At 70.5% G+C, this 8,790-nt stretch carries 1 protein-coding gene (running past one end of the window); it reads right to left on the reverse strand.

The window, feature by feature from the left end; all coding sequences use genetic code 11:
* On the reverse strand, positions 1-7,050 hold part of the coding region annotated (locus ABZ656_RS27485) for a hypothetical protein (protein WP_360271128.1) (this coding region is incomplete at its 3' end). The annotated region extends 35,353 nt beyond the left edge of the window; 7,050 of 42,403 annotated nt are visible.
* Between the last annotated feature and the right edge of the window lie 1,740 nt (positions 7,051-8,790).

Genomic DNA, 8,790 nt, shown 5'->3' on the forward strand with positions numbered 1-8,790 from the left:
AGGTTTCACGAAGACACTGCCCAGGGAAGTCAGCTTCTCCAGGCCCGGAACGCGGACCGGATTCAGCAGGCCGGCAGCAGCGTCATCGGACTGGCGAGTCCCCAGGCCGCCGTACCAGGACGTGACCGCGAACTTCGCCATCTGCTGTTCACGGTCCTCAGCCCGCCAGAAGTATGTGTCCAGCTTGTCGCGGAAACGCTGGGTGACCTCCGGCGCGTCCGGCCCGAACACCGTGACCTCGCCCGGCCCGTTCCCCGCACGGAGCACCGGCTGCACCACGTCGGCGTGGCTGTCAGGCGCAGCGTAGGCGGGTGCCCGCCGATCCGGGTCGTCAGCCAACCGCAGCGCTGCGTATACCTCGCCCAACGCCTCCTTGATGTTGGCCTGGATGTTCCCCTCGTCCAGAGTCCCGTCGAACGCCCGGTACTCCACATGATCGGTGCCCTTGCCCTCGACCCGCTTGAAGCTCAGCGCGTCCTCGTTCCTCCCACTGGGGGTGTCCCAGACCGCGTGATATCCCCCGGGCGCCTGCTCAGGGAGCGGCCGGGCATGTTTCTGACCGCGGTGTGCCTCGAACTGCGGGTTCTTCGACGTCCGGTAATGCTCGGCATGGCCCCCGGAGAACCTCTGACGCAGATCGTCGTACCGACGCACATCGGTACCGAACTGACGAGTACTCACGTTGACATGGCCGCCGGTCCTGCGCGTGACCGTCGCGCCGTGCTTGCGCAGGATGCCCGGGGCGGTCCGTACGTCCTGCCACCCCGTGCGAGTGTCCCGCATAAGGGGGCTGATCAACTCAGCGCCCGCGGGCACCGACGGGTCCTTCTCCAGGAACCACCCGTCCCTGGCCTCCGTATATCCCCGCCCCGCCGCGTCGTGGTATTCGCCTATCGCGGTCTGCGTAGTCAGCCCGGCCGCGCGGAGATCGCTGATGATCGCGGCGAATGCGTCCTTCCGCTGCTCGTGAGTGAGGTCCGCGGGGAGTTCGAACTCGATCTCGACACCGAAAACAAGCCCACCGCGCAGCGGGTCGGCGAGACCCCCTGTCGCGTCCTCCAGCATGTACGGCACCGGCGACTCGCCGCGGGACAACCGGTCGGCCACCCGCTGCGCCGCCGCCGCCAGCGCCTCCGGAGTCGTCGCCGGCGCGACCTCCATCTGCGACCACCAGGCCCGCGCGTGATCCACCACCGCGGAGGCCGGTATCCACCCCGACCGGGCACCGTCGGAGCCGGGTGCCTCTGTCGTCTGCGGCAGATACGGAGCAAGGGCCCGGTACAGCACCTCGTCGGCTTCCACAACGGGGAGTTCCCCAGGGAGGTGCGGCTGCGGTGCCGGCGAGTCCTGGATCGCGCCGTCCGCCGGACGGCCGCTGTCCTCCAGCGAATCCGCCACGGGCCCGGGGGCGGCCGACGACGGTTCCTGGACGGTCTCGGAGGGCTCTTGCGGAGTGTGGAGGGCAGCGGCGTCGTCCCCGGCCCGGTCGGCGTTCTCGGGGCGTGTCGTGGTGAACGTATCGGCCTGCGCGGCCACGCGGGCTGCCCAGAGTCCCGAGACCGGCTGCGGCGCGAACCAGCGCTGATACGAGTCGATGAAATCGCCGCGGAACTCATCCCGCAGATCCTCGTCAAGGCGGTGGCCGGCGCTGAGAGCGTCGTAGGAGTCGGCCGCGCCCCGCACCGCCTGCGCGACACCGGCTTCGAAGGCGAAGTACGCCGGCAACAGGTCCGTCTCACGGGACTGCTGGGCGTCCCACGCCCAGAGGCGCCCCGTCATGTCCTTCGGCGACCCGACACCGCCGAAGACCAGGCCGAAGGCGGACGCCGTCCGCTCGTCCCAGTCCGACCGCGCCCGCGTGACGTCGGCCTCGGAGAGCTGGTGGTCCGGATTGTCCTGCTGCCATGCCTCGAGTTGCTCGTCGAAGACGGCGGCTGCCGACCTCAGCGCGGCGTCGCGTGCCTGCTGCTGCAGAAGCAGCGCGTGGACCCGGTCGGGTGCGGTGATGTCGTCGTACGCGGCCGTCCAGTCGCGCAACTTCTCCGTCAGCGGACGATCGCCGCTGAAGATCCTGCCGAACTCGGCATTGAGGTGGGCGGCGATGCTGGTCTGCAAGCCACGCAGCAAGGGCGCGCGCACGTTGCCGGACGGGATGTCGAACCGCTCCCGGAACGCCTCGCTCAGGGCGGGCGGCTCGGCCGCCCAGGAGTCCACGGTGGCCTCGGTGTCCCGCAGCGCGTTTCGCACCGCTTGCTCGCGGGCCGCCTGAACAGCCAGTTGCGCCGGCAGACCCGCTGCCATGCGCGAGTACCACGACTCCAGCAGGGACGACACATCGCCCCGCGGAGGGTGTTCCTCGTCCCCCGTCCGGCGCCACAGCCTGCGGGCCGCCGGGCCGATCTCCTTGGTGAAGGCCTCGTCCATTGCCTTGTGTGCCTCGCGCAGCACGGCGAGCCTGCCCGCGGCGGAGATCTCGCCGACCGGTTCGGACATCGAGTCGCGCAGTCCCCGGCCGCTCTCGTCGGTGATCCCCACAGCCGCGAGGAGCGCCCGGCCGTCACGGCCGATGGAGTCCTGGTAGGAGTCCGCAAGCCGGTTGACATCCGACTCCAGACGCGACTGCGTCTGTTCGTACCCCAGGCGCAGGGCGAACTGGTTCCACAGCGAATCGCCGACCATCGACGGCAGCAGGTTCTCGGCCTCCGCCACCCTCGCGTTCAGGTCGCCGAGGATGTCCGACCTGTCCGGGAAGATCCGGTTGACGGACGCGAGCAGCTGCTCGTCGAAGCGCGCGCCCACCTGCTTCCACACTGCCTCGATGTGCTGGGCCTCTTCTTCGCGCACCAGGTCCGTCGGGTCGTGCCGCGAGTTGAGCCATTCCTGAAAGCTCGCGTTGTACTCGGCCTGCCCCCTGTCCAGCGCGGTCTGGCGTACGGCTTCCGCGTCGAAGGCCGCGTGCGCGCGCTGGTAGGGGCTTTGGGCGACACCGGAGTCGGCGTCGGCCCAACGGCCTTGGCTGTCCCAGGCCCGATCCCGGATCTGGCCAAGCCGCGCGGCGTCGAATCCATGACGGCTGCCGACGGCCCATTCGTCGAAGAGTCCGTCGAAGGCCTGCCGTTCCGCAGCACGCTGCTGTTGGAACTCCTCCGTCGCCGCTGCCTCGGCCAGCCGCTGCTCGTACGTGGCCCGGAGCTGCTCCTGATCGGTCTCCCAGGTGCGGGTCCGCCAATCAGCCGCCGGGACGTGGGACGGAGCCGGAACGAACGCACCGTCCGCCGCCGCGGCGGCCTCACGTGCTTGGACGTAAGCCTGCCTCGCCGCGTCGATCTGCTCGTTGGCCCAGCCGACCGTGTGCGGCGAGGACAGCGGGATCTGCTCTTCGGGGGCGTCGGCGAGGAGCCCCTGGAAGTCCTGGTAGATCATGTGCCTGGACTCGGCGACCTTGGTGAGTGCGCCGACGCGCCGGTCGAGCTCCGCCCTGACGTCCTCCAGGACGCCCGGCCCGCGGTCGGCCAGCCGACGGAGCAGCGGTTCGGCAACGGCCGCCTTCTCCCGGTCGTACCACGAGGACAGGTTGTGGTCCCACGCACCGTTCTTGGACCACCTCAGCGCGGAGTGCTGCTCGAGCTCGTCGCTGAGGTGAGCCGCCCACTCGGCCCGTGCCCGCAGGTGCTTGGCCGTCTCACTGACCTGCTCCTGCAACTGGTGCAGCGCATTCGCCTGGTCCGGCAGGGAAGCCGCCGCGGCGGCCTCGGCTTCATACTGCTGCCGAAGTCCGTCCAGCTGCCCCGCGTACCACGCCCGCGTCGGACCGTTCCAGGTGACACGAGGGGCCACCAGGTCGGGGGTCGGCCCTTCGCCACCGGTGCGGAGGGCGTCGGCGAACGATGCTGCGTCATGGAAAAAGGCGTTGCGAGCTTCGGCGTACCGGCGCTCGAACTCCTCGATGAGGGCGGGGTCCGGCTCGACCTGCGTGATCGACTCGGCGCCGATGGGGCCCGCCTCGCCCATCACGGCCTGCTGGAAGTCCCCCACGAGCTGGGAGAACTGCGGCGTCCTGCGGAATTCCACCGACTGCAGAAGCGACGAGCCGCGGACGACGTGTTGGTCGAAGAGGCTACGGGTGTGCTGAAGCGCGGCCAGCTCGTCGTTCGCCTGCCGTAGCTTCTCATCCAGCTCCCGGCCCAGCTGCTCGTCCGGCTCAGGCTGTCCGTGCGTGAGCGGGAACCCGGACCTGGTCTCCGCGAACCACTTGCGGAGGGGCTCCAGGTGCCGGGCCGCATCACCGTTCCGCAAGTGCGGGAAGACATCGCGACGGGAGTCGAAATACTGGTTTGCCTGGTCACGCGCCTCGACGGTGTCGCGCATCGCGGCCAGCTCTTCGACGGCCGCGGCGTCGGCCGCCGAACGGGCCGGTGAACGAGTATCCGTGCGGGTGCCCGCGGCGGGTTCTTCGGGCGCGTGGGTCGTGAGCTGCTCGGCCCCCAGGTGACCCGCCGGTTCCTCCACCAGCAGCTGCTCCCTGGCCTGCTGGGGTCCTGGCGCGTCCTCCTCCGCGAAGGACGCACGGAACTCGTCACGGCTGATGTCCAGCTTCGGGTAACGCAGCGTCCAGGCCGGGTTCGCCTGCCACTGCCGGTACGCTTCCTCGCTCGCCCTGGCTTCCTCCGCCAGGGCCTCCCAGCGCTCCCGGGTCTCCTGAACCAGTTCCTGACGGGCGGCGCCGGCGTCATCGGGACCCTGCTGCCGCGCCGTGTCCCAGCTCGCCGAGAACTCCTCTCGCAGCGTTTCCAGGCCCTGCTCATAACCCCTGCGCGCCTGAGGCGACCTCAGCCCCTCCGGATCCAGCCCGACCGACTTCTGGAGGTCCTCCAGTGCCCACCCCTTGCCGGCGAGCTCGCGGTAGCTCCGCAGCAACCCCTCCCGCCAGGCGGCCGGTGCCGCGGCCTCATCCACCCTTGCCCGCACCGCCTGCGGCGATTCGTACTCGGCCTCCGCCGCCCTGCGGGCCAGCGCGCTGCCGAAGGCGTCGTCCCCGTTCTTCTCCGCGTCCAGCCAGGCATGCACGTCACGCTGCTGCTCCGGGCCGTAGATCTCGTGATAAGACGTCGCGAATTCGGTACGGGCGCCCTGCATCAGCTCGTCGAACGTCTCATCACTCACCGCGTGCTTCCTGGTGACGTGACCGGTCTCGCTGAGGGTGGACGTCACGTCATGGAGCCGGACAGCCCCCTCCTGCAACGCCTGCTCCGCCCCTCGCTCGAACTGCAGACGATCCGGCAGCGAACGGACGGCAGGCTCGAAAACATCCCTGCGGAACAGCAGCTCACGTTCGAAGAGCTGCTCCTCGGACCACACGCCCCGGTCCGGCCAGCCGACCCTTTCCCGGTAACCACGGGTGAGCTCCCCACGGAGGTCCTCCAGGACCCGATCCGCGGCCGCACCACTCGCGTCCAGGTCCCGCAACCGGCCTTCCGCCTCCCGCAACTGCCGCAGCAGACCCGCCTCGTTCTCGAACCGGGCGCGCAGCTGGCCGTTCATCCGCTCCTGCGCGCCATTCAGCCGGTTCGCGTGGTCGGCCCACTCCTGAGCCGACCGCTGCCCAGGCGCGCCCGCACCCTGTTCCCCCTCCGCCGCCTCCAGCAGATCCTCGTGGTACCGGGCCAGCACCTCGGCGTCGTCCACGCTGTCGAACAGCCGGTCGTCGTGCCGCGAGACGTCGCGCCAGAAAGGCTTGTAGTACGTGAGACTCCGCTCGGTCTCCGACCGCAGACCGTCTTCGACGACCTTGGCGTCGAACCGCCCACGCCAGCGGTCGATCAGCTGGTCCACCGCCGGTTCGAGCTGGTGGCGCTGCCGCGTCCACTCGTCATGCGGGAGCCTGCGCGTCTCGGGGCCGCTCGAGTCCGGCAGTTGCCGGGTGGTCGCCGCGAAATCCCGGGCGAACTCGGTCCGCACTTCACTCAGATACTTCGGATCCACGCCCGACAGGGCACCGGCCCGGTTGAAAATCTCATCCGCTGCGGCCTCGAGCTCCAGCCGGGTACGCAGCCCCTGATTCAGTTCCTCGAGCTGCTCATTGCCCCTCTGGTGCACCTCGTCCCAGGTGGCCAGATCCATCAGCCCGTCTTCCGGCCGCGAGCCTTCGACCGCCTTGTACACCTCGGCCGCGGCCTCCTCGCCGAACTCCGCCCGGGCCCGATCCCGCACGGTGTTCGGAAGACTGACCGACGACCCGTCCGGTTGGTCCATAGCGGTGTCGAAGGCCCGCTCGGCCGTGATCCGCGCGCTGTCGGCCGCCGCAGCGATCTCGAAGTCGTCCGGCAGCGCTTTGGTCAGACGCTTGAACCTCTCGCCGAACTGCTCCCTGGAGATCAGGCTGCCTTGCAGTTCCTCCAGATCGGCCTGCCACCGCTCATTGAAACGGGTCTCGACCGTCTGCCGCCAGGACGGGCGGTCCAGTCGAGGCTCGGGCACCCCGTGCGTGTTCTCCAGCTGGTACGCCTCGTGAGCCGCGTTCAGGGCCTGGTCGGCCTTCTCCTGCTGCTGGGCCTTCTGTTCCTCGTCGGTGAACCTCTCCTCTGTGGTGCGGACGATCTCGTCCTTGGCACGACTCCACGCCTGGAAGCGCGCCTCCTGGACAAGCGCGTCCTCATGGGCAAGCGGCGGCCCGTGCTGGGGGGCCGACTCCGTGGAACCTGTCTCCGGCTCCGCGGGACCGGTGTGGTGCTCGTGCCCGGGCTCCGACGGACGCACCTCCGGCCGCGGGCCGGGCGGCCGGGGCGGCGGGGTTGTTCCGTCTCCCGCGGTCGAGCGCTCCGCTCCCGCCGTCGACGTCGAGCGCTCCGCGGCGGGCCCGGCAACCGACGACTGGGCCGTGGCGGTCTGCCCGGCGCCGTCGGGCCGTACGCCGTCGGGCCGTACGCCGTCGGGCCGTGCACCGTCGGGCCGTACGCCGTCGCGGCTCGTCAAAGAGGCGGCGTCCGCGGCCGACCGGCCTGCCGTCGGCTTGGGAGCAGCGTTCTCGGTGGCCGGCCTCGGGGACAGCACCTCTTCAGAGGGCCCTGCCCCTTCCCGTACCACTCCAGGCCTCTGGACGTTCCCACCCTCGGATGCCACCAGCGGCCTCGGGGCGGTCGGCGCACCCGAAGGGGTCTCTCCGGCCCCCCGTGGGGCGGTCGGCGACTGCCCTTCGGCACTGCCACGCACCCCTCCAGGGAGGGCATGCCCCCCCGCCCCCGCCGGCTGGGCGGCCGGGATCGGGGTGACCGGGGAGGAGTCCTCGGAGCCGGTCCGGTCCAGCGGCGGTGTGGCCGACTCCTCCGGCGTGGCGGAGGGAGGTGCCTCGTCCCGGTACTGCGAACCCTGGGCGATCTCCTCGGATCGGCCAGTCGTCCGGACATCGTGTGGGCCTGGGATGCCGTTCCTGTCGGAAACCGGCAGAACGGAACGCTGAGAACCTGCTGCCTCCGGGGCGCCTTCGGGCCCCTGCCGCACGACCGACTCGCCCGACCGCTGAGGGGTCTGTACGTCCGTGCCGGACTCGTGAAGTTTCCGGATCGGCCCGGCGGTGCCGGGCTCGGGCGTCTGCCCCGATGACTCCGCCGGACGCTCCGCACCATGCTCAGGGGTCTGCCCCGGCGAGTCCCCCGGACGCTCCTGCACGCCCCCGTGAATCGGCCCCAGCGACTCCGCCGGGTGCGTCGACTCAGGCGGCCCCGACTCGACCTGATCGAGCCAGTCGCGAACGTTTCGTCCCGCGGGCTGCTGCGGCTGTTCCAGGTTGGCGCTGTCGAGCCGTGGCGGCGCCTCCGCAACATGCTCAGGAACCTGCCCCGCCCTCTCCGCCGGACGCTCCGGAACGCCCTGGTGAATCGGACCCGGCGAGTCAGCCGAATGTGTCAGACCGGGCTCGCCGAATGACGACGACTCAGGCGGCCCCGACTCGACATTGCGGAGCTGGCCGCGAATGTCCTGCTGCGGCGGCAACTCCAGGCCCTCGGGCCGTGTCGGCGCCTGCTCAATACCAGGCGTCGGGGTCTCGACCTCACCCCTCACATCAGCAGGCCGCGGACCAAGCTGCTCCGTATGCGATACCCCGGACGACTCAGAGGCATCAGGCGCCTCGAATCCCCGTAGGACGGGCGGCCTCCCCTCCGTGCCACTTCCCGAACCCTGCCGCCCACCGGCTCCGGACAGCCCGTCGGTACCGGACCGGCCAGCCGGCGGCCGGGCTGTGGCAGGGCCGTAGGTTACGTGCTCATCACGGGCCGGCATACCCGAAACCGTGCCGGCGTTGTTGACACGGTCCCCGTCCGCAAAGGACGAAACATCGTCCCCACGATCATCTTGACGAATGACGGAAACCTGATCGTCACTCCCGAACCGGGACGCGCCGTCCCTCTCCGTTACGGAGTCGCCGAACTCCTCGTCCCCTCCGCCACGCATCCAGACCGGGGGTCCCCCCACCGCGCTGCCACCAGCGGACGGACCCTCCTCGTCCCCGCCCAACAGCGTTGCCCGGTCGTCTCCGAACGTGCTGCCGCCCAAGGAGGAAACCTCGTAGTCCCTGCCCGACCCACGCCGGTCGAACAAGCCTGTCGGTTCGCCCCCGGTCGCTCCCGAATCACTCAGGGGGCCCTCGACGGAACCGGCGACCGGCGGACCGTTGCTCTCGGTCGCGAACCCGGAGCCGCCCTGCCCCTGCCCCTGCCCCTGCCCCTGGGAGCCGCCTCCCCCCTCCCCGCCCTGCGAGGACGAGGCCGGTGCCTGCTGCGGTCCGGACTCCTC

This window comes from Streptomyces sp. NPDC007095 (assembly GCF_040634475.1).
Classification (GTDB): Bacteria; Actinomycetota; Actinomycetes; order Streptomycetales; family Streptomycetaceae; genus Streptomyces.